17 protein-coding genes and 1 pseudogene are annotated in these 19,145 nt (G+C 61.9%); 6 read left to right on the forward strand and 12 right to left on the reverse strand.

All coding sequences use genetic code 11. From position 1 onward, the window contains the following. The first annotated feature begins 12 nt into the window (after nucleotides 1-12). A complete protein-coding gene (locus ACFE72_RS18600) occupies nucleotides 13-654 on the forward strand; it encodes an MgtC/SapB family protein (RefSeq protein WP_375414591.1) in 642 nt (213 codons plus the stop codon). Between the two features lie 113 nt (nucleotides 655-767). Here ACFE72_RS18600 and ACFE72_RS18605 read toward each other — a convergent pair whose 3' ends face one another. From ACFE72_RS18605 to ACFE72_RS18615, 3 genes are all read right to left on the reverse strand, one after another. Continuing rightward, a complete protein-coding gene (locus ACFE72_RS18605) occupies nucleotides 768-1,928 on the reverse strand; it encodes a tyrosine-type recombinase/integrase (RefSeq protein ID WP_375414592.1) in 1,161 nt (386 codons plus the stop codon). Between the two features lie 333 nt (nucleotides 1,929-2,261). Then, nucleotides 2,262-3,302: a ferritin-like protein gene (locus ACFE72_RS18610; RefSeq protein ID WP_375414593.1), complete on the reverse strand. Its 1,041-nt coding sequence runs from the start codon at nucleotides 3,300-3,302 to the stop codon at nucleotides 2,262-2,264. Next, the gene (locus tag ACFE72_RS18615) at nucleotides 3,299-5,206 is read right to left on the reverse strand and encodes a hypothetical protein (RefSeq protein WP_375414594.1); all 1,908 of its coding nucleotides are present in this window, start codon (nucleotides 5,204-5,206) and stop codon (nucleotides 3,299-3,301) included. Before ACFE72_RS18615 ends, ACFE72_RS18610 begins: the two co-directional genes overlap by 4 nt. A 175-nt stretch (nucleotides 5,207-5,381) precedes the next feature. Between ACFE72_RS18615 and ACFE72_RS18620 the strand changes: the two genes are divergently transcribed. After that, nucleotides 5,382-6,398, forward strand: a complete 1,017-nt coding sequence (locus tag ACFE72_RS18620) for a hypothetical protein (RefSeq protein ID WP_375414595.1) — start codon at nucleotides 5,382-5,384, stop codon at nucleotides 6,396-6,398. Between the two features lie 37 nt (nucleotides 6,399-6,435). Here the strand turns inward: ACFE72_RS18620 and ACFE72_RS18625 are convergent, their stop codons facing one another. After that, nucleotides 6,436-7,803 (reverse strand): nucleotide pyrophosphatase/phosphodiesterase family protein, encoded by a 1,368-nt coding sequence (locus ACFE72_RS18625; RefSeq protein ID WP_375414596.1) that lies wholly within the window; start codon nucleotides 7,801-7,803, stop codon nucleotides 6,436-6,438. Between the two features lie 158 nt (nucleotides 7,804-7,961). On the opposite strand from ACFE72_RS18625, the gene ACFE72_RS18630 reads away from it, so the two are divergent. From ACFE72_RS18630 to ACFE72_RS18645, 4 genes are read left to right on the forward strand one after another with little or no spacing between them, the layout of a single operon-like run. Next, the gene (locus ACFE72_RS18630) at nucleotides 7,962-9,161 is read left to right on the forward strand and encodes a 3-dehydroquinate synthase (protein WP_375414597.1); all 1,200 of its coding nucleotides are present in this window, start codon (nucleotides 7,962-7,964) and stop codon (nucleotides 9,159-9,161) included. Further along, a complete protein-coding gene (gene eboE / locus ACFE72_RS18635; RefSeq protein WP_375414598.1) occupies nucleotides 9,158-10,360 on the forward strand; it encodes a metabolite traffic protein EboE in 1,203 nt (400 codons plus the stop codon). The genes ACFE72_RS18630 and eboE overlap by 4 nt, the downstream gene beginning before the upstream one ends. Then, nucleotides 10,357-11,229, forward strand: coding sequence for a UbiA family prenyltransferase (locus tag ACFE72_RS18640; RefSeq protein WP_375414599.1), 873 nt, complete (start codon nucleotides 10,357-10,359; stop codon nucleotides 11,227-11,229). Before eboE ends, ACFE72_RS18640 begins: the two co-directional genes overlap by 4 nt. Before the next feature lie 36 nt (nucleotides 11,230-11,265). Next, entirely contained in the window at nucleotides 11,266-12,171 is a 906-nt protein-coding gene (locus tag ACFE72_RS18645) for an EboA domain-containing protein (protein ID WP_375414600.1), read from the forward strand. A gap of 10 nt (nucleotides 12,172-12,181) precedes the next feature. Here the strand turns inward: ACFE72_RS18645 and ACFE72_RS18650 are convergent, their stop codons facing one another. From ACFE72_RS18650 to ACFE72_RS18685, 8 genes and pseudogenes are all read right to left on the reverse strand, one after another. After that, entirely contained in the window at nucleotides 12,182-13,261 is a 1,080-nt protein-coding gene (locus tag ACFE72_RS18650) for a TatD family hydrolase (RefSeq protein WP_375414601.1), read from the reverse strand. 373 nt (nucleotides 13,262-13,634) lie between these two features. Then, nucleotides 13,635-14,321 (reverse strand): site-2 protease family protein, encoded by a 687-nt coding sequence (locus tag ACFE72_RS18655; RefSeq protein ID WP_375414602.1) that lies wholly within the window; start codon nucleotides 14,319-14,321, stop codon nucleotides 13,635-13,637. Nucleotides 14,322-14,467: 146 nt separating this feature from the next. Continuing rightward, nucleotides 14,468-15,250, reverse strand: coding sequence for a sulfur oxidation c-type cytochrome SoxA (soxA, locus tag ACFE72_RS18660; protein WP_375414603.1), 783 nt, complete (start codon nucleotides 15,248-15,250; stop codon nucleotides 14,468-14,470). After that, nucleotides 15,247-15,567, reverse strand: a complete 321-nt coding sequence (soxZ, locus tag ACFE72_RS18665) for a thiosulfate oxidation carrier complex protein SoxZ (RefSeq protein ID WP_375414604.1) — start codon at nucleotides 15,565-15,567, stop codon at nucleotides 15,247-15,249. Before soxZ ends, soxA begins: the two co-directional genes overlap by 4 nt. Then, a complete protein-coding gene (locus ACFE72_RS18670) occupies nucleotides 15,567-16,046 on the reverse strand; it encodes a SoxY-related AACIE arm protein (protein WP_375414605.1) in 480 nt (159 codons plus the stop codon). Before ACFE72_RS18670 ends, soxZ begins: the two co-directional genes overlap by 1 nt. Before the next feature lie 18 nt (nucleotides 16,047-16,064). Then, nucleotides 16,065-16,472 (reverse strand): sulfur oxidation c-type cytochrome SoxX, encoded by a 408-nt coding sequence (soxX, locus tag ACFE72_RS18675; protein WP_375414608.1) that lies wholly within the window; start codon nucleotides 16,470-16,472, stop codon nucleotides 16,065-16,067. A 43-nt stretch (nucleotides 16,473-16,515) separates the two neighbouring features. After that, complete coding sequence (locus ACFE72_RS18680; RefSeq protein WP_375414606.1) at nucleotides 16,516-17,796, reverse strand: FCSD flavin-binding domain-containing protein; 1,281 nt, start codon at nucleotides 17,794-17,796, stop codon at nucleotides 16,516-16,518. Between the two features lie 64 nt (nucleotides 17,797-17,860). Beyond that, a pseudogene (locus ACFE72_RS18685) lies at nucleotides 17,861-19,036 on the reverse strand (xanthine dehydrogenase family protein molybdopterin-binding subunit); the annotation flags it as partial. Nucleotides 19,037-19,145 lie beyond the last annotated feature (109 nt).

Consider the following 19,145-nt stretch of genomic DNA (forward strand, 5'->3'; position numbering starts at 1 on the left):
GCGGAGGAAAAAATGTTGGATTGGTCCGAGATAACCCTTCGCTTGGGCACGGCCGCCCTCGTAGGTGGTGCCATCGGATTAAATCGGGACCTTCATGGCAAAGCCATTGGCGTGCGCACCCTGGGGATCGTGGCGCTTGCAACGTCTAGCATTGTCTTGCTGGCTAACAACGAAGACCCTTGGAGATTTTCCGACGCGGCGAGCCGCACGGTTCAAGGGATCCTCACGGGCGTCGGATTTCTGGGCGCGGGCGTCATTTTGCACCTTGGCCCGGGCGCCAAAGTTCGGGGGTTGACCAGCGCGGCATGCACCTGGCTCACAGCCTGCGTCGGAGTTCTTTGCGGGGCCGGCCAGTGGCGTACGGTGATTGTCTGCGTAGGCCTGACTTTTTTGCTGCTGCTGTTTGGCGGCAAATTCGAAAGGCCGTACGTCAGGCCGTGCTTAGCCGTCGAGAAAAATCCGGATCAGCTTCCGAGCCGCCGCCCGCAAATAACGTGTAGCAGTCGACGGTTGCCTCTACGTGCGGGGTTGTATTGGGAAATGCACGACGTCGCCATCGGCTGGGCGGACGGCGTTCTTGTGCGTATTACGCTTGCGCTAATGGACTTCTTGGGCAGACCGAACGTTCTTGTCGCGCGCGCCCGTGTTGGATGAGAGGATGCCCGGATGGGCACTTTTGATGCGGCTGGCCTCGTCTTCGCCTATTTTGACACAAGGAAACGCTAGACGTGGCTTGGAAGAGCCGGGACTTATGAAGTTGGCTGACGTTACGCGGCTAGCTGTTCTTGGCCGAGCTCGCCGACCAGCTCGCGCAGGAAGGCCTCCCAGCTCTCCATCGCTTCCCGCATTTCAGGAAGGTAGGTGTAGCGGTCGTAGGTCTCTTCCATCTCCGTACGGGCCGAAGCATGGTTTACCAGCCGCTCGGCGATGTCGGGGCGAACCCTCAATCGTCCAAGGTTGGTGCGGAATGTCCTGCGGATATCGTGGAGCGTCCAATGAGGAATGTTGGCGAGCTTGTCGAGCTCTTTCTTGCATTTCGACCAGCCGTTGAACGGACGATTGATCGATGTGCGGGAAGGGAACAGGAATTCGCTCCCGCGCCTCGTGGGCGAGACAATTTGCTCCATGAGCATTCGTGAAGCCATAGGGCCGACCGGAAAGGTGTGTTCTAAGTGATTTTTGGTCAACTCGCCCGGCAGGCATACGGTCTGTTGATTATGCGAATAATAGATGCGGAGCAGGGCGGCAATCTCGCCTCGTCGCTGACCGGTAAGAATGAGCAAGCGAACGATACTGCCGAACATGCCGTCGATCTGACCGGCGGCACTCCAGACGGCCCGCAATTCGTCGTCGGTCAGGACACGCTTGCGACGAGTTTTCTTTGACTGCTTGTAATGTTGCAGAGGGTTGTCCTTCAGGTACTCTTGCCTGATGGCCCAATTGAAGAACGCCTTCGCGTAGACCGCCGCATGGTTCTTTTGCGAAGGCGTATCCTTCAATTTGTCGAGCTTCTTCGCCACATCCGCCGTGCTTATTTCGGCAACCCTGGTCTCTCCGAAGGGAAAATATCTCCGGAGCGTCCGGGCATATTCATGGTGAGTATGAATGCGCCGGTTCTCCCTGATCCAGTCAAGATATTCATTCGTTGCCTTTTTCCATGATATATTGTTCGGCCGGTGCTTGCCGAGCGTCCGCTCTGCTAAAATAGTTTTGGCCTTCTCCCGGGCTTGAGCGAGAGAAATTACCGGATAGCGGCCGATGGCCTGACGGCGCCCCGAGCCGAGCAGCACGATGAACGTCTTCGCCCCGCCTGCGTTGATCCGGACGCCAAAATGCTTCAACGCGCCATCCCAAACGGTGGCTGTGCCACGCTCGGGAAATCTGGCGGCACGGAGCAGTAGGTCCGTAAGCGCTGGATGCTGTGGCACTGATTTGGCACCGACAAAGGGCGTGTAGCTGTTCGCTACCTTGAAGCGCTATGTATATAGAAAAGTCTGCGCTGCAGCAACTTCTTTCATTTTTGAAGCGCTATGTTGAACTATGTTTTGTCGTTTAATCTGACTCTTAATCATCGGGTCCCAGGTTCGAGCCCTGGTGCGCCCACCAAGCCTTTCAAGCATGCAGCGATTTAGCTGAAGTAAAGCCAGTCGCGCCCATAATGAGGCTTGAGCCGGGAGCGGCTGGGCCGGTCGGGCCTGAAATAGTGCGCTGCCAATGCGACGATGGGGCGGTCGTCGCGAATTGAGCCTGTTTAGGGCTGGTTATGCATCTGCAGCGGATAAGGCCCCGACATATTCGAAACTCGGACCCGCCGTGGTTTTGCCGTCTCCCGACGGGGTCTGCATCAGATTGACCGCGATCATCTTGAGCTCATACATCAGGCCAATCGCCATATCGATCTTGGCGGGCTGTCCGTTGAACGCTGTATGCAAGATATTGAGCAGGCTCGTGTAAGCCGAGCTGAATTCTTCCACGCGCAACCGCGCCTGCGTGCCGGGGGGGAAGTCAGCGATCTTGGGATTGGGCTTCATGGGGTAAACGCCACTGCGATCGAACGGTATGGGATCGCCGCCGTAAGCAAAGCCGGTCGCCGTGCGGATGATTTTGCGACCGTAAAAGATCTCCCCGAACTTATAGTAATGTGCCGGGTCGCCGGGCGACTGGAATGGGTCGGTTTGCGTCCCTTCGCCTTCGTCGACAATGATCCGGATGCCCTTGTCGGCCGTGGTACGATCGACGATCGGGAACAGCCGCACGGGATTGAACCAGTTCAAGACCTGTTCGCTTGCCGGCACCGTAAAAATGGCGTCGCCGAATTCCGCGATCTTTTTAGTTAGCGCCGCATAGAATTCTCCGATCGTTGCGAAATCGGGCACGGCTTCGAGCTGGGGCGTTTTGACCGGGATAGGGTATTCCGGTTTTTCGATTTCCATGAAGATGTCGTGCACCAGCGGCAAGGTGAACGCTTCGATACCGACCTTGAAACTCGATCCACCGATCGCCATCGGCAGCGGCCCGGGATATTTTGGAATAAAGCCCGGCACATTGATCGCCGGACGGCCGCCGATTGCGATCAGAATGTTTCCAACGATGGTCATGTGCAGCATTTCTTGCTGCACGATGGAACGTATCAGCCGCGCGATCTCGTCATTGGTGCCCGGGATAAGCGAGAACATCGCGGTGAGATAAGGGGGGATCGTGCTGTGCTCCAGTTCGATCGCGTTCTGCAGCCATGGGTAAAGGTCCTCGCGCCTGGCTGCGGCGTGCACCGCGTCGACGGCGGCCCGCGATAGCTTGATCATGGCGCCTTCTCCGCTTTAACTGCGGCCTGATATTGCAGCAGGATCTCGGTCTTGCCGCGGGTCTGCAACGGCTCGAGCTTGAGCGCGGGCGGTTCAGGGGCCGCCGGCAGCCCGGATGCCGCCCTGGCAGCCGGCGCGGCTGTGCCCTTTACAGGCAATCCGTCTGCACCGGGATGGTCGATCCAAAACAGGATCATGGCCCGTTTGCGGTCCGACAGATCGCGGGTCACCGGCATGTGGTTGGGATCTCCGATCGGCAAGGCGAAAGCCAGTCTGAGAATCTTCAGATGCGCGACGACGGAGTCATAGTCGCCGAGATCGACCAGGTGCTTGCTCATGATCGGATAGAGGTTGCCATATTGAGTCAGAACCGGCTGAATATCAGCGAACCAGGTCAGACGCGCGGGTACTTCGAACGGGCTGAAAACCAATGCGCTGACGTAATTCCAGAAATTGGTGACGGTCGCGGCCGGCTGGTCCTTCAACTGGTAGCCGACGCCGTATATCTGCCCATCGATATAGCCCCGCGGCATCGGCGGATTGAGGGTCGCGCCGGTCAGCGGCAGTGCACCCCGGCCGTTCGAATCCGTCGATGTTGACGGCGGAAAGTCGATGCCGTTCGCGGGCGTTGCGACGGGAGGAAGCTTGACGCCGGGTGGACCGCCGGTGCCGGTTATGCCCAGGATGCCGGGCGTTGGAGACAGCAGGATTGTGGCGGCCAGCGGCTTGCCGTAGCGGGATGCGTAGATATCCAGCGTCTTGGTCTGGCCGGGATTGAGACGGCAGACAAAATCGTCCGTACGCGCGAACAATCCGCCCAGCGATTCCTGCACAAGCACCGTATAGCCGCCGGCCGCCGGGGTAAGCAGAAGCAACGGATGGTTTGCGATGTTGGCGATGCACCACGGATCGGCCGAATAGTCAAAGGTCTGCACGCCCGCGGTTCGCGCATACCAGCCGGGTGTCAGATAATCCACAGTGCCGAGAATGGCGACCTCGGAAGCGGTCACGGCAGAAAGTAGGCTGCTTCCGTCCGTCTTGAGCACCGCCATGGACAATTGACCCTGATCGACCGGGGCTCCCGAGGCATCCTGGATCTGCAGACAGTTGCCGAAATCGGCCGCCACCGTTCGGCTGTCCTCATGGACCTTGCACTGGAACGAAAAGATGCCGCTTGTCGGTCCCCATGGGTTGCCCGCCGGCGTCGGCGATATCATCTGGCGTCCCATCACAAACCGCTTCGGCTCGCCGCGGCGATACGGTCCGATGACTCCAGCCACGCGCCCTGTCGTATAGCGCGGATTGCCGGGATCGCGGCCATAGCCGTAAACGTTCATATTGATGGAAAGACAGTGATCCTCGGTGAGGCGTTGCAATGTCTCCAGCACCTGGGAGCCGGCATGGCCGGTCCACGCTACATTGTGCAGAACCGACTGGTAAACCGCAGCAAGCGTCTGGTCATGCGGTGCGGACTGGGCCTGCTGCCGGCCCCACAGATTCGTGAACGGCGACGGCAAATAATCGCCGGCGAAAAGCGCCTGCTCGACGCCATTGCTCAAACGTAGCCCCATGCCCCAGATTTCCGAAACCATCTGCTGCTGCGGGTCGAGATCGACGATCTTGCCGAACACGCGGTCGTTGGCATTCTCAAGGGCCATGCCTATCACGGGATCTGCCGCGGCCGAAGCGTCCTTAAGCTGCGCGCCGGTAATGCGGCAGTCCATGAGGCGAAAAATTCCCGTACCCTCGGGATTCCATCCGCCATCCTTTCCATCGGCGCTGATGTGCTGATATTGCGGCTTGAAAGCCTCATTATCGTAGTAACGGACGACATTATTGATCGTCGATACGTCGGCCTGGAAATATCCGGCGAAAGCCAATCGCGGTACATCGAGATAGCTCACTTATCGACTCCCACATTGTAGTAAGAACAGACCGGCTGCCGACCTCAGGTAAGGGTAACTTGTAATTTATTAGACTGCAACGTAACCTAGAATTATAGTTGTTGAATTCCGGCAAGCCGCTGTGCGTGCGGGAGGATACTTTCCAATTCCAAAACAGGTTGAACGGGGGTGACGGGTGTCTGATTCCTACGCGCGTTTTCTTGGTCACAGCGGCGCCGCTCTTGCCGCGTTGCTATGCTGTTGGGCATCGGATGCATCGGCGGCCGACCAACCCGACAACGTCTATTCGACATATGGCGTGCACAATCCGCCGGCTGACAGCCCCTGCGCTAACCCGGACTGCGCCTACGTCCGGGAGCCCGGCCAGCCGACTGATCCCCAGTATCCCGCCTATTGGTCTTCGAACTGGAACATGTACCGGGTGTTCAACGGCTACGTCCAGAATCCGCCTCCCTATGATGGCGCGCCGCCTCCCGCGCTAAAGCCGGGACGGGACTATGAAATATCCAAAGGCGCAACCTATTACGACAGCACATGGCGCGGTCCGGCAGGCGAGGGCGCCATGATGGAGCATTACGACAAGCGGTGTTTGCCGATCTTTCCGATCTCAAATCATTATACGTGTTCGTTCATATCGCTGGGCGATACCGCGTTCTTCGTCACCTATGAAAAGGACCGGCCGAAAGGGATGCCGCCGGTCTGCCTGTTCTCACCCTCGAACCATCCGCCGCGCACTGATTTCATCAGTCATCTGCCCTATAGCTCGGGCGACAGCGAACGACTGGGCAACCGGGTTCAGGGCTATTCGTTCTGGGTGGCCGCGGATACCGGCAAGCCAATCCAGGTCGGGGTCAGTCCCGACCGCACCAAGGACCGGGCGATCATGTTCGGATACGCCTTCATGAGCAAGGCGACCCCGGATCGGGTCGACAAATCGGCAAAGCCGTATCGGCATGCGCAATCGTTCTATTTTTCCGGCTATCCGCTGCCTCCGGCAAACGCCCCGATGGTCAGTCAGAACTACACCAATTTCGCCATGGTGAGGCCGGATCCCAAGACGACCTGGGATCTCGTCAGCAAACTCGACCCCAAGACGCTTCCTCAATGTCAGCTCTTTAATCCGCCCGCGGAAATGGTCGGGCTTGCAGCAACGCCCAGAGCTCCGACCTGGGGCGACATCAAGCACCGGTGACGTGCTTTGGGCGACCGTCATCCAAAGCTGAAGGTCTTCAGGTGAATATCGCATCAAGCAGCAGCGACTTCACGTCCGTCGCTGCCAGACTCTCGGCCTTCAGCAATTCCGGCCGATCAACAATCACGAGCGGGCCGTCTTCGGAACGCTCGTTGATTCGGCCATGCGACCCGCGCACCAGCGAGGCATCCAGTGGGATCACGTCCATCAGCGCCCGAAATCCCAGCTTTCGCAGCGCCAGACGCTTGCCGATTGCCAGTTTCGGGGCCGAAATCGCGGGATCGAGGAATAGCTCCACGGGATCGTAACCTGGCTTACGGTGAATCTCTACGGTGCGTGCAAAGTCGGGTGCATAGCGGTCGTCCGTCCAATAATAATACGTGAACCAGGATCGTGCGTCCGCGATCGCAACGAGTTCACCGGCACGTGGGTGATCGAGGCCGATCTCGTGCTTGTCGGCGGCCCCATAGACGCGCTCGACACCGGGGAGACTCTCAAGCATGGCCTTGACGCTCGGCAGCGACTGGGGATCGGCCACGTAAACATGCGCGATCTGATGGTCGGCGACCGCAAACGCTTTCGATACCGTCGGATCGAGCAATTCGCCGCCGTCTTCCTCACGCACGCAGAGTAGCCCGGCCTCGCGCAGTCTGCGATTGATATGGACGGGCCGGTCGACGTCGGTGATGCCATATTCCGACAGAACGACAACGGAACGCGCGCCGGCATTGGCAGCGTCGATCAGTTCGCCGGCCACGGCATCGATTTCCGCCAGCGATTTCCGGACGGCGGGATGGGCGTGGTTCGGACCGAAACGTTGCAGATCGTAATCCAGGTGAGGAAGATAGGCGAGCGTCAGCGTCGGGTTCGTCTCCGTCATCACGAGCTTGGTCGCGTCCGCGATCCAGCGGCTCGACGCGATTGTCGTTGCCGGACCCCAGAACTGAAACAGCGGAAAAGGCCCAAGCCGATCGGTCAGCCGGTTGCGCAGGCCCGCCGGCACCGTGTAGCAGTCCGGCAGCTTACGTCCGTCCGCCTTGTAGATCGGTCGCGGCGTTGCGCCGATGTCATGGCTTGACGCCATGTTGTACCACCAGAACATATTGGCGCAGGTAAACGCCGGGTCGCGGCGTTTGCCGGCGTCCCAAATCTTTTCACCGCCGACCAGCCGGTTGGACTGCCGCCAGAACAGGACTTCCATTTGATCGCGGAATAGCCAGCCGTTTCCGACGATGCCGTGATCGCCGGGTGTGAGCCCGGTCATGAAACTTGCCTGGACGCTGCAGGTCACGGCCGGCGTAACGGTTTTCAACGGGACCGTCGCGCCGGTGCGTGCAAGCGCTGCCAGCCGCGGGGTGTGAACGCCCAGATGTCCCGGTGTCATTCCGACAACGATAATTGCCAATAGCGGTTTCAATCATTCGTCTCCATGGTGCGATCGACTTGCCAAACCGGTCGGCAAAATGGCACCCTATGATAGAAGTACACGCGCCGGACACCAGGTAAAGTCACCTGCGGTGCAAGTCTGTTTCGTTGGCAGGGTTCGAGGACCAAGGATTTCGCGTGAGCAGGACCGCCAGCCTTGACCCGCCCTTGCAGCGGAGCAGTGATATCCGGCTGCAATCGTTCAGCGTCGCCTATGACTACCCGGTGGCTTTCACCGCAGATGCATTTGGTCCCGACAATCGCTGTCTGGTCGACGTGCTCGCACGCCGCGAAGTGGACAAGCGGCATCGGACCGCGGTGTTTATCGATGACGGCGTGATCTCGGCGATGCCGGATCTTGCGGCCCGTATCGCGCGATATGCCGCCGTGCATGGCAGACATATCGAACTGATCGATGCGCCCATTCCTGTCGCCGGCGGCGAGACCTGCAAGAACGATCCGGAAACGGTGCCGCGGCTGCTTGCGACCTTGTCGAAGTTGGCGGTCGATCGGCACTCCTTTGCTATCGCCATCGGGGGCGGGGCGGTGCTGGACGCCGTCGGCTATGCCGCCGCGATCTTTCACCGCGGCGTACGCCATGTTCGCTTTCCGACCACCGTGCTGTCGCAGTGCGACAGCGGCGTCGGCGTCAAGAACGCCGTCAATTCACTGGGCCTGAAGAACTTGCTCGGCACCTTTGCCCCGCCCTGGGCCATCGTCAACGACAGTGACTTTATCGATTCCTTGCCGGCGCGGGAAAAGCGCGCCGGCATGGCCGAAGCGGTCAAGGTGGCACTGATCCGGGACCGTGATTTTTTCGGCTGGCTCGAAAACAACGCTGCTGCGCTCGCGCGCTTTTCGTCGCCCCATCTGGACCGGCTGATCAGGGATTCAGCGGAATTGCACATGCGTCAGATCCGGCTTGGCGGCGACCCGTTCGAGGCGGGGTCGGCGCGCCCGCTCGATTTTGGCCATTGGTCCGCCCACAAGCTCGAATATCTGTCCGGCAACGCAGTCAACCACGGCGAAGCCGTCGCGATCGGGGTTGCGCTTGACACGCGCTATTCGGTGATCGCCGGACTGCTGGATGAAGGGGAGGATGAGCGCATCCTGCATCTTCTCAAGCAGCTCGGCTTCACGCTGTGGCATGGCGCGCTGAAGCTAAAGGACGCGCAGGGGCGCTTGGCGTTGCAGCAAGGACTTGCAGACTTTCGCGAACATCTCGGAGGCGAACTCACCGTCACGCTTCTTGCAGGTATCGGACGCGGCGTCGAGGTCCACGAGATGGACGAAGGATTGATCGGCCGCTGTATCGCATGGCTGGAGGCGCGGGCATGAAGCTCGAAGCACTTCCAGGCGATGTCCACCTGACCTACTGCACCAACATTCACGCCGGTGAAAGCTGGCCCGATATCTGCGCCAGCCTTGATGCTCACGTTCCGGCCATCAAGGCGGCGGTCGCGCCGGACTGCCCGCTCGGCATCGGCTTGCGGCTGTCGGGCGAAGCAGCAGCGCGCGCGAGGAAGCCCGATGCCCTCGCCGCCTTTCGCGATCAGCTTGATGCGCTCGGCGCCTATGTTTTTACAATCAACGCGTTTCCGTTCGGTCCGTTTCACGGCGTCCGGGTCAAGGAGGATGTCTATCTGCCGGACTGGCGCAGCGCGGCGAGGGTAGGATTTACCGCCGACAGTGCCGCGGTGCTCGCCGCCATCCTGCCGGCCGGAATCGACGGCAGCATTTCCACGGTGCCCGGCGCGTTCAAGCCGAATGGGCGCGCGGAGGGTGCAATTGACGAGATGGCCACCAATATCATACGCGCGGTGGCGGACCTCGCAACGATCGAGCGCCGCACCGGCAAGCGGATTTCACTCGCGCTGGAGCCCGAGCCATGCTGCTTCCTCGAAACCGTCGACGAGAGCATCGCGTTCTTTGAGGACATCCTGCTGCGGCCCAAGACTGTCGGCGGCCTTATGACTGCGATGGACATCGACCGCGCCGGTGCGGAGTTGCTGGTGCGACGTCACCTCGGCATCTGCTACGACGTTTGCCATGGCGCGGTGGAGTATGAAGATCCGGTCGCGGCCCTGGAGCGGCTGCGCAATGCCGGCATTTCCGTTCCCAAGATCCAGCTTTCGGCTGCGATTCGTCTTCCAAGCATGACCGGCGACCTTGTCGATCCCGTCATGCGCTTCAACGACGGCGTCTATCTGCACCAGACCGTCGTGCGGGGAGCCGGCGGGCTGACGCGATATGCCGATCTGCCGGACGCGGTCGCGGCGTTCCGGGACGGCCGGGCCGACGGCGAATGGCGCATTCATTGCCATGTTCCGGTGTTTTTGGCCGATCTTGGCGACATCGGTTCAACCCATTCCGATCTCGCTGCGGTCCTTGCTGCGGTCCGCGACCGTCATGTTTCTTCTCATCTGGAGGTCGAGACCTATACCTGGGACGTGCTGCCCGAAAAGCTGCGAACAGGGTCCAAAGCTTCGGATATCGCGCGCGAGATCGAATTCTGTGCAAAGCAGCTGGTTGGATGAGCGCGATCGCAAGACCGATGCCGGCTTTGTCGACGCTGCTGCGGCTGGGACGCATATCCAACCTGCCGACGGTGTGGACCAATGTCATTGCCGGGTCGGTGATCGCAGGTGGCGCACCGCCGCATCAACTGGCGCTGATTTCTTGCGCGATGACCGCCTTCTATGTCGGTGGAATGTATCTCAACGATTTCTTCGATCGCGCCGCGGACGCGCGCGATCGGCCCGGTCGGCCCATCGACGCCGGCGAAATAACGGCGGCCGCCGTATCCCGGATCGGGTTCGGCCTTCTTGCAACCGGCGTGGTGCTCATGCTTCCGTTCGGCTTTGCGGCGGCGGCCTGCGGTGTCTTGCTGGCCGCAACGATCGTGCTTTATGATGTCTGGCACAAAGGAAATGCTTTAAGCCCGATCGTGATGGGTCTATGTCGCGCGCTGGTGTATGTCGGTGCCTGCGCGGCAGTGACCGGGTCCTTGTCGACCGCAGCGCCGGTCGGGGCGTTTGCACTGGCGTGCCACGTCGCGGGCATCACCTATGCCGCGAAGCAGGAGAGCCTCAACCGGGTGGGCAACCTGTGGCCGTTGCTGATGTTGGCCGCGCCGCTGCTCGCGGCATGGCCGGCCGCAGCCGCCGGGCCGGTGGTGGGTGCGGTTGTCCTGCTGCTGGCCGCGGATGCGCGAGCCGTCCATCTGCTGGCCGCCAGGCCGCTGCCCGGCGCGGTGCCGCTTGCGGTATCCGGCCTGATAGCCGCGATCTGCCTTGTCGACGCCGTTGCCGTCGCCTCGGCAGGAGGCCATATCGTCACCGTGACATTATGCGCGCTCGGTTATCCGCTGACGCGAATGTTTCAAAAAGTAATTCCCGGGACATGAAGCGAGCTCCATGCCCCCCGACCCCGGGGCACGCGCATGTCTGAACCGTCTCAATCGACCCAACGCGATCGTCAAAAGGCCTTGCGGGCTGGATTTCTCGCTCTCGCCGATAGCTGGATCGCGCGCGCGGTGGACGATCCTGGCCGCGCCTGGTTTCGCGGCGCTCTGGACGATGTGTCGCGCGCATCGAACGATCGCCCGCTGGGCATTGCCATCGGGCTGGCGCCGCGGCGTCTCGGCAAAGCCGGCCTGTCGCTAGGCGCCGACGATCTGGATGCTGCGGCGCGGTTGCGGAACGGCCTCGATCCGGCGGGCTGGAGCGTAGATCAGCTCGCGCGCATCGCGCTGATGGTCGCAAGTTATCGGGATGACGCCGGGTTTGTGGCCAGCCTCGACCGGTTCTGCGCGACCGCCGAGGTCAATGAACTGATCGCTTTGTACCGCGGTTTTCCCCTTTATCCCGCGGCAGCCCTGATCGAGCCCAGGGCCCGCGAAGCCATCCGCTCGGGGATGAAGCCGGTTTTCGAGGCGGTGGCGCACGGTAATCCGTATCCCGGCGAAGTCTTCGCGGAGCAGGACTGGAATCAGATGGTGGTGAAAGCCATTTTTATCGGCGCATCGCTCTGGCCGATTCAGGGGCTGGACCGCCGCGGCAATCCGGAACTGGCCCGCATGCTGGTTGCACTGGTGCAGGAGCGCGCGGCGGCCGGTCGTTCGATCAGCAGTGAGGTCTGGCGCTGCATCGCGCCTTATCCCGATCGCGAAGGAATGTCGGCGCTGACCCGCGTCTGGGAGGAGGGCGTCGAAAACGACCGACTGGCGATTGCGCTGGCGTTGCGGGCGGCACCGGAGGTGGAAGCCGATCTGCCGTTCGGCCACCAGTTAAGTGAGGTTCGCGGGACGCTGGATGCCGGCAATATCGCCTGGCGCGATCTCGCCTGAAGCTGCGGAATCACGCGATCCTGATGTCACCCATCGATCTCTGCGGCGCCTCGATGCGCGGCGTCTGCCCGCCGCGCAACACGCTGTTGCCTTGAAACAGCGTGCTCTGATCAATCGGTTCCGGGTCGAGCCAGTCCGATTGTTTCATCGCGCCCGACAGTCCGTAGACAGCGAGGGCGTTATCATACGTCACCTTGCGGATGGCAGATGGGGCAATGCCCCGCTCCGCCATCAGGACGGCGGTCTTCGGGACCGCGAGCGGATCCGACACGCCCCAGTCGCAAGCGGAGTCGACAATGATGCGCTCGGGACCGTAACGTCGGACAATCTCGGTCATGCGCTCGTTGCCCATTTTGGTATGGGGATAGATCGAGAAGGCGGCGAAATAGCCGCGATCCAGCACCTCGCGCACGGTTTCTTCGGTGTTGTGGTCGATCACGCAGCGCCCGGGATCGAAACGATGCTCGGCGAGGACGTCCATGGTCCGCAAGGTGCCGCGGTGCTTGTCGCGGTGCGGCGTGTGGATCATGATGGGAAGATCAAGCTCGATCGCCAGATCGACCTGGACGCGAAGGCATTTGTCTTCCTGCGCCGACTGCTCGTCGTAACCGAGCTCGCCCAGCGCCACCACGCCCTCCTTGACCGCGAAGGTGGGCAGGGCGTCGAGCACCGCCTCGGCCAGTGCCTGATTATTGGCTTCCTTTGGATTAAGTCCGATACAGCAGTAATGGCGAATTCCGAACTGGCCGGCGCGAAATTTCTCGAATCCGAGAATGGTCGATAGATAGTCCAGATAGCTGCCGAGATTGGTGCGGGGTTGACCGAGCCAGAAGGAAGGTTCGACGACCGCGACCACGCCGGCCCGCGCCATCGCCTGGTAGTCGTCGGTGGAGCGCGAAATCATGTGCGCATGGGGGTCGATGAACATGGTTCCTGCGGCAACCGGAACGGGATGCCCGGCTGCCTCGAGCTCCAGGCGGGCCAGGCCCTCGGCGTTCTTCCATTTCAATCGCGAGCCGCAACACGGGCAATCAGCTTCGTTAGCCGCCGGCCGAATCGGGATATCGTCAAAGCCGCGCTTGTTTTCCATCACCTTTGCTCCCATGGCTGCCAAGGTGCACAGAACGCGACACCTGTCGCCGCCCCAAGCTTATGACCATACCGGGCCATTGACGATCGAGCAATCGGACGCGCAATCGATCATAGGACGACGGCGGCAAGCGTTGAGCTGCTCGATCGAAGGAAAGTACAAGACATGAAACGAGGCTGCGGCTGCACGCGGGCGGTATCGATGTATCGCTATTATCGGCGGCCTGCCGAATCGCATAAAACTTGGCGCCGAATGACCATTTGGCTTCGCGAAGACGCCGGTCGCTCTCGGGAATCCGCAACTCACTGGTCCATTTGGTGAGTAGTCCAATGCCGCCGCTTGCCCTCTCACCATCGCGCCGCCCGTCGGTCGATTACACGTTCCCCGTCACCACCAGCAACAGGCGGATCACGATACCGGTTGCCCCGCGCACCCACCGCGAAATGATGTCGAGGTTCAAGCCGAGTTGGGTGCCGAGCACCGGCAACGCAATCAGGATCGCGATCAGGATCAGCATCCCGTATGGCTCCAGCCGCGACAGCGGGTAGGCCAGCACATTCGGCAGCAATCCGACCGCAACGCGCCCGCCGTCCAGTGGCGGCAGCGGCAACATGTTGAAAACCGCAAGCACGACGTTGACGACCAGCGCATTTTTGAGGCTGTCGGCGGCCCATTGCGCCGAGCCCGCCGGCACAAGACCGATCAGATGGAACGCGGCGGCGGCGAGCGCCGCCAGCAGGATATTGATCGCGGGCCCGGCCAGCGCGACCCATACCATGTCGATCCGCGGATGATTGAGCGCGCGAAAATTGACCGGCACCGGCTTGGCATAGCCGAACAGGAAGGGCGCGTGGGAGAGCAGCAGGATCGCGGGGAATAGGAGGGTGCCGAACAAATCGATATGCCGCAGCGGATTGAAACTGACGCGGCCCAGTTTCCAGGCGGTATCGTCTCCAAGGCGATAAGCCACAAAGCCGTGCGCCGCCTCGTGAAAGGTGATGGCGACAACAAGCGGAATGATCCAGGTCGAAAGGTCGTAGAATGAGATGTTGAACGGCAATCGCTGTCCTTCGCTGTGAAACCGGTCGCAATACGACTACCACACATCGGCATCCAGCTAACGGCCATCCGTCGTCCTGAGCTGCTTGGCGCGCGCAAGAGCGCGCGCCTCAGGATGACGGCAGCGTATGTCGCTTTGCCTGCCAGTTACGGCCGCACTGCCGGCGCCTCGATCGGCATGCCGCGCGCCCGCGACATCAAATAGAGTTCCAGTTCGACCAGTTCGGGTGCGCCGTAGTCGTAGGCCTGCGCGCGAATGCCGGAGATGCAGGCCCGCAACCGGCGCTGCAGCGAACCGAGCGATTGCCATTCCAGCCGGTACAGCGGATACCCGGTCGGGTGGGCTTGCGTGATCGCGGAGCCGGCGAGGCGCTTGTCCCAGTTGTCGTCGTGGCAGTTCGCGCATCCGAGATTGAGCTGGCCTTGCCGCCGCATGAAGAGGTCGCGGCCTTCCGCGATAAACGGCTCCAGCCGCGGGTCGGTGCCGGTTTCGATCGCCATGCCGTGGGACTGCCGCGCCACGAAGGCGGTCAGCGCGAGCAGGCCCCGGCTTTCATAGGCAAGCGGCGCCGCTTGCTGATTCCGGGTGCGACACAGGTTGACGCGCTGCTCCAGATCGACCGGACGTCCCAGCGTTGCATCGAAGGCCGGATAACGCGCTGCGACGCCGCGCATGCCGGCCGCGTCGTTGTGGCAGTCGGCGCAGGACTTTCCGGACGCGCCGGTTCTGCTGTTCCACAATGCTTCGCCATCGAACACCCACAGCATGCCGGGATTGGCGGTGTCGTCATTCTGGATCGCTTGCGTGTCCGGCGCCATGAAGCTGAAACCGGATCGGCGCGCGGCTGATGGAATTTCAGCCGCAAAGAGGAGGGGGACGCAAGCTGCGGTCAGCAGCACGGCCTTGGCTATCGTGCCGATCCATTTCATTCGACAAGGATCGAAGCCGACGCGGTTTCAGAAAAACCGCGGTCGCCGATCCAACTGAATTCGAACGTGCCGCTCTCGGTCGCCGTGGTGAAGAAGGTGATGAATGGATTGGCCGCGATCGCCGGGAACAGATCGGCACGGAAAATCTCGACTCCGTTGTAGCGGCACGCAAAACTGGTGATGATGTCGCGCGGGATCACCTCGCCGGTGGCGGTATGGCGAAACCCGGTTTCCATGATATGCGACATCAGCGTCTTGATCTCGATGACGTCACCGCGTTTCGCCTTCTTCGGAACATTGATCAACACCGAGCCCATCAGATCACCTCCTCGGTGCAGGCCGCCAGCGTCACCACCACCTCGACACTGGCCGACCAGAACGAGCCGTCGGACAGTTTGGCGATGGCGACGATCTTCTGCGAGTCCGCAAGGCGGATGCGCGTCGAAACCTGCGCGCGACCGGCATTGGCGCCGAGAACGAAATTGCCGACATTGGGCTGCGGGTTCTTCTCGTTGAATACATGGATGCTCTTGACGTGATCGTCAGGGGTCATCGGGCTTGAGACGCTGACCAGGAGCGGCACCGTGTTGCCGTTTTCGACCAAAGGCGGCACCTCGAGCTTGACCTTGCCGGCGCGCATCGCGGCCGAGCCGACGACGTCGCGGATAGCGGTGGCAAGGGCCGACGGTGTCGCCCCGGCAGGCCGCAGCGTTACCAGCGGCGTGGCGCCAAGCACGGCGGCGCTTCCGGTCATGGCCAGGAATCGGCGGCGGCTGGAATCGTTCGGCTCGCGCATCGGTTCTCCTCTTATCAGCTATTCGCGCAGCGTTGCGAGATACGCCACGACATCCTCGATCTGCTCGGCCGACAGGATCGGCTTGCCACGCCATGGGGCGCCGACACGCTGCAGTGCCTCGATGCGATAATAAGAGGGCATGATCGTCGCGGGATTGAGGCGGGGGGCATCCACCACACGAAGTCGAAGCTGGCCAGCGGTCCAGCGGCTGCCGGAACCGGCGAGGCTGGGTGCGAGGTCGCCCTGGAATTTTTCCTCCGGAAACGGCCCGCTGTGGCAGAGGATGCAGGTGCTGGTTCGATTGAGCACAAGGATACGGCCGCGCGTCGGGTCGCCCGCCGCGCCGGTGAGCGAGGCGGGAATCGCATCGCCGGTGACGGCATAGGGCTGCAACGTCTGCGCGGCGGCTGCGCCGGACAGGGCGATGGTTGCGGCCGCGACCCAGGCGCCGAATGGTTGGACCGCGGCGCTAACCAAAGGTGTCCGCCGTGATCGCTGTGAACCACGCCGACGCAGTTTCCGCTTCCCGGGCGCGCGTCTCACGCGGCGCATCGACCGGGCTCGTGCTGGAGGCGCCCTCGGCTTCGATGAACAGCCCATCCCTGGGCGCATAGACGCCTGATAGCGAAAAAGCATAGCCCGGTGCGACCGTGTTGTAGCAGGCGCCGGTCAATCTCGGAATTTCCGGCGCTTTGCCCGTCATCAGGCTTACGACGGCGGCCGCACATGCCTTGGCTTGCGCATGCGCGGCGGAGGCGGATTTGGGAAGGGCACCGGCAATGCAGGCGTCGCCGATGACATGGATATTCGGCACGAGCTTCGAAGCAAAGGTGATCGGATCGATCGGGCACCATCCGGTATTGTCCGCGGCCCCGGCAATGTCCGCGATACGGCCGGCCCTCTGCGGCGGAATGACGTTGGCGACATCGGCGGTATAATTGCCGAAATCGGTGACGATAGTGTTGGTCGCGGGCTCGACCGACGTGACCCGTCCGCCCTGCGACAGCGCGATGCGTTCGATCATGCCGGGATATAGTTCCTCCCAGGCATTCTCAAACAGGCGCTGCTGGGAAAAGCCATCCTTGGCGTCGAGGATGAGCACCTTGCAGCGCGGTTTTTTGGTCTTCAGATAATGCGCGATCAGGCTGGCGCGCTCGTAAGGCGCGGGTGGACAACGCAGCGGCGCCGCCGGCACCGCGAGCACGACGAGGCCGCCGTCATCCATGGCTTCAAGCTGCCGGCGCAGCAGGATCGTCTGGTCGCCGGCGATCCAGGCATGCGGCATTTTCGTAGCCGCGGCCTCGTCATAGCCGGTCAGCGCGTCGAAACGCATGCTGATCCCGGGCGACAGCACCAGCCGGTCATAGCCCAGCGACGTGCCGTCGGCGAGCCCGACCGCGCGGGCGCGTGCATCGACTTTCACGGCGGTCTGTGCGACCACGGTCACGCCTTCCGCGGCAATCCTGTCGTAGGTAAATTGCTGAGCTTCGAATTCACGCAGCCCGGCGATCGCTTCGTTGCTGAACGGGCAGGCGAAATAGAAGGTTTTCGGCTCGATCAGGGTCACCTGCAGTTTCGGGTCGATCCGCCGAAATGCGCGCGCGCAGCTTGCGCCGCCAAAACCGCCGCCGATCACGGCCACCCGCGCCGCACCTTGCGCGAACGCGGGACATGGCGACGCCAGCGCCGCGGTTGCGGCCGCAAGCTTGCGAAAGACGTCTCTCCGCGTCGGAAGGCGGGTGGCGTCCATGGGCTGGATCCGGTGAGGAAGCGGCGGGCCCCCGGCCGCCGCGGGATTGTGAGGCGGAGGGGGTGTTGTGGTAGCGCCGCCGGACCCCCCGGATACGTTGTCCGGTGGCGGCGAAGTACGCGTTGAGTACTGCAGGGCCGGCAACGCAAATGGTCGGTTCGCCGACGCCGCCCCAGAAGCCGCCGCTTGGCATCACAATCGATTCCACCTTCGGCATCTCGGCGATACGCATCGAATTGTAGGTGTCGAAATTGGTCTGCTCGATGCGGCCGTCCTTCACCGTGCAGCCGCCATAGAACAGTCCCGACAGGCCGTAGACGAAGGAGCCGGCGATCTGCCGTTCGATCTGCGCGGGGTTGACCGCATAACCGGGATCGGTGGCGGCGACGATGCGATGCACCTTGATCTTGTTGCCGTCGGAAACCGATATCTCGGCGGCGCCTGCGACATAGCTGCCATAGCCCATGTGCTGGGCGATACCGCGATAGACGCCCTTGGGAGGCGGTGTGGTCCAGCCGATTTTCTCAGCCACCGCGTTGAGCACGCCGAGATGCTTCGGATGTTTCGCCATCAGCTTGCGGCGGAACTCGAGCGGATCCTGGCCGACCGAATGCGCAAGCTCGTCCATGAAGCATTCGAGATAGATCGCGTTTTGGTTGACGTTGACGCCGCGCCAGAATCCCGGCGGCACGTGCGGATTGCGCATCGCATGTTCGACCAGCAGGTTCGGGACGGTGTAGCCGATCGCGGCCTCCCCGGTCGGAGCCAGGCCCTGAAACGCCGCAGGGTCCATGCCGTTGATCAGCGCCGCCGGGCGCAGCGCGAACAGGATGGATTGTCCCGACAGCCGCACATGCAATCCGGTCAGGTTGTTGTCGGCATCGAAGGCGCCGGTCAGCTTGCACTGCGTGACCGGATGATAGGTACCATGCAGCATGTCTTCTTCGCGCGACCACAACAGCTTGATGGGCGTGCCCGGCATCTGCTTGGCGATCGCGACCGCCTGGCGGACATAATCGGTCTGGCCGCGGCGTCCGAAACCGCCGCCCAGCATCTGCTTGTGCACCTCGCATTTGTCCGCCGGCAGGCCGGACGTTTCCAGCACCGCGGCGAAGGCCGCTTCGCCGTTCTGCGTGCCGCACCAGACCTCGCATCTGTCCGCGGTATACAGCGCCGTAGCGTTCATCGGCTCCATCGCGGCGTGGTTCTGGTAAGGATAGTTGTAGACCGCTTCCACTTTGCCGCCATGCCGGGCCGCATTGGAATTGTAAAAGTGCGCGATCATGCTGCGCCCGACCTAATTGCCGAAGGGAACGCCGCCATCGGAATAAAGCAGGTCGGGATGGTAG

It is taken from the genome of uncultured Bradyrhizobium sp., assembly GCF_964252615.1.
In the GTDB taxonomy this organism is placed as follows: domain Bacteria; phylum Pseudomonadota; class Alphaproteobacteria; order Rhizobiales; family Xanthobacteraceae; genus Bradyrhizobium.